The 1849-nt window shown below is 72.6% G+C and carries 3 protein-coding genes; 1 reads left to right on the top strand and 2 read right to left on the bottom strand.

Features of this window, described 5'->3' with window-relative positions; genetic code table 11:
* Positions 1 to 89 precede the first annotated feature (89 nt).
* Both ACSNOC_RS27590 and ACSNOC_RS27585 read right to left on the bottom strand, forming a co-directional pair.
* Entirely contained in the window at positions 90 to 392 is a 303-nt protein-coding gene (locus ACSNOC_RS27590) for a hypothetical protein (protein ID WP_436750304.1), read from the bottom strand.
* 68 nt (positions 393 to 460) lie between these two features.
* Positions 461 to 1072, bottom strand: a complete 612-nt coding sequence (locus ACSNOC_RS27585) for a hypothetical protein (protein ID WP_436750303.1) — start codon at positions 1070 to 1072, stop codon at positions 461 to 463.
* Between the two features lie 193 nt (positions 1073 to 1265).
* On the opposite strand from ACSNOC_RS27585, the gene ACSNOC_RS27580 reads away from it, so the two are divergent.
* On the top strand, positions 1266 to 1849 hold a 584-nt coding region (locus ACSNOC_RS27580), incomplete at its 3' end, for a TetR family transcriptional regulator (protein ID WP_436750302.1).

Below are 1849 nucleotides of genomic sequence, written 5' to 3'. Positions count from 1 at the left end.
CCCCCCCCCCCCCCCCCCCCCCCCCCCCCCCCCCCCCCCCCCCCCCCCCCCCCCCCGGCCCTGGCCCCGCCGTCGCGGCGGAACCCCGGTCAGGGCCTGCGCAGGCGCAGGAGCGCGGCCCGCGTCTTCAGCAGGACCGGCACCAGGGCGTAGACCACGACCGGGACCACAAGCCCGGTGATGATCAGGACGCGAACGGGCACGGAAAGGTTCTCCAGAGACGGCCCGAGCAGCATCTGCACGATGGTGATGGAGGGGTAAACGGCCAGCCACGTGATGAACACGCGCATGTGGATGGACGGCAGCCCGCCGGACACGGGCGCGGCGTTGGCGGGCGCGGGCGCGGGTGCTGTCGGGATGGTGGCGGCGGTGCGCGAAACGGTGCTCTGCATGGTTGGTCAGTCCTGTCCGGAGTGTCAGGTGCGAAGTCGTGGTGGAACGCGGCCCGGCCGGCGCGAGGTCAGGCGAGCGCGTAGGGCGGGGAGGGCTGCGGACCGCGGCCCTCGCGGGCGGCGATCCAGACGTCGTGGAGCCACATCTGCGTGCCGCGGCGGCCGGCGGCCGGGTCCCAGCGGATGTCGCGCTCGTAGGTGAGCACGCCACCGCCGGGGCCGACGACGACCCACGCGTACAGGCCGTCGCGGTGCCGCGTCTTGACCTTGATGCCGGAGACTACGGCCGGGCCGCCGGGACCGGTCACGTGCTCGTCGTGCCGCGCGATCCACTGCACGGTCAGCCCGGCCGCGTACGCCGGGTCGAGGGCGGTGAGGAAGGCGAACGCGGCCTCGCGCGCCTCGTGTTCGGCGGGAAGGTGACCGGCCTGGGCGGGATCCTCGGGGTCGAGCCGGGTGTAGCCGAGCAGGACGCCGGCGTCGTCGAGCACCACGGTGAGGTGGACTCCCTCGCCGGGGCGGGCCTCCTTGTGGAAACGGACGACGGTCACCGGGCGGCCGTCGTGCTCCGCCACGCGGACGCGCCGCGGAACCCAGCCCTCGCGCAGGGGCAGCCCCGCCTCGATGAGCGCCTGGTCGGCGCGGGCGACGTCGTGGAGGGCCACTGCGGTGTCGGTCATGGGATTCCTCGGATTCCTCGATCGGGAATGGTGCGGAGGTCTCGGAACGGGTGTGGGGGAGGGGTGTCGCTCAAGTCCTGGGACCGCGGGCGGCGTTGGCCGCGGTGACGTTCTCGACGGTAGCCAACCAACTAGTTGGAAGTCAACCAGCCAGTTGGTTGGAACGTGGCGCTCCGCCCCCTAAGCTGGGGGGATGACGCAGGATCCGACTCCCACCAAGCAACGGCTCCTCTCCGCCGCGAGGGAGGAGTTCGCAGCTCACGGCATCGCCGGCGCGCGCGTTGACCGCATCGCCGCCCTCGCGAATGTCAACAAGGAACGCATCTACGGGTATTTCGGCAACAAGCAAAAGCTTTTCGACCAGGTCGTCGGCCAGGCCCTCGACGAGCTGGCCGCGGCCGTCCCGCTGGCGCCCGGCGACGACCCCGCCGAATACGTGGGCCGGGTCTACGACTTCCACCGCGCCAACCCCACCCTCGTGCGGCTGTTCCTCTGGGAGGCCCTGCATTACCGCAACGACCCGCTGCCCAACGAGTCCGAGCGCGCCTCGATGTACGAGCGCAAGGTCGCCAACCTCGCGCAGACGTTCGGCACCGGCGCGTCCCCGCGGGTGGCGGCCTGCCTGCTGAGCCTGATCGGCCTGGCGGCCTGGCCCAACGCCGTTCCCCAGATGGCCCGCATGATCCTGGGCACCGCCCCCACCCACCCCGACCTCCGCGACCACGTGGTCGCGTTCGCCCGCAGAGCCCTGTCCGACACCCTCCCTCACCCCACAGC

This window comes from Streptomyces sp. URMC 129 (assembly GCF_051386415.1).
Lineage (GTDB): Bacteria > Actinomycetota > Actinomycetes > Streptomycetales > Streptomycetaceae > Streptomyces.
This window is presented reverse-complemented; position numbering and strand designations above follow the sequence as displayed.

Coding starts and splice junctions, on each gene's coding strand:
- ACSNOC_RS27590 (WP_436750304.1), bottom strand. CDS start 392: ATGCAGAGCACCGTTTCGCGCACCGCCGCCACCATCCCGACAGCACCC.
- ACSNOC_RS27585 (WP_436750303.1), bottom strand. CDS start 1,072: ATGACCGACACCGCAGTGGCCCTCCACGACGTCGCCCGCGCCGACCAG.